The organism is Yersinia nurmii, from assembly GCF_001112925.1.
Taxonomy (GTDB): Bacteria; Pseudomonadota; Gammaproteobacteria; order Enterobacterales; family Enterobacteriaceae; genus Yersinia; species Yersinia nurmii.
Map to the genome: position 1 here is coordinate 1 of NZ_CPYD01000039.1, position 512 is coordinate 512.

Sequence of the window (512 nt, forward strand, 5' to 3'; positions counted from 1 at the left end):
CATAATAGATACATTTAATCAGGCAGTGAATTTAGATGAATTCACCGATGAGTTTATTAATGAGGTGTGGAATGTAAACACATGCGGATCGTTTGGTCTTGATGTGTGGGGAAAGGTAGTGAATGTATCCAGATACATTAAGGCGTCAATAGATACCAATAGTTTTGGGTTTTCTGAGGCCAATGACGGCGGGTCATACCCTTCACCATTCAATGAAGAACCATTCTATGCCGGAGTACAGGAAACTGAGACAGTAAGGCTGTCGGATGATGCATACAGGACACTCATTCTATGTAAGGCATTTTCAAACATAAGCATTGCGACTATTAAAGAGATAAATAAATTCCTTTCCATACTTTTTAAAGGTAGAGGGAGGGCATTTTGCGTTGATTACGGGGATATGAGGATGGGGGTTATTTGTGAGTTTTATTTAGCCCCATATGAATTGTCAATTCTTGAGAATTATGAGGTATTACCGATACCAAGCGCGGTTCTTATTACTACACATCAAA

General features: G+C 39.1%; 1 protein-coding gene. It reads left to right on the top strand.

Annotated features, from left to right (window positions below; all coding sequences use genetic code 11):
- Position 1 precedes the first annotated feature (1 nt).
- On the top strand, positions 2-512 hold a 511-nt coding region (locus AD970_RS18435), incomplete at its 3' end, for a DUF2612 domain-containing protein (RefSeq protein ID WP_049602467.1).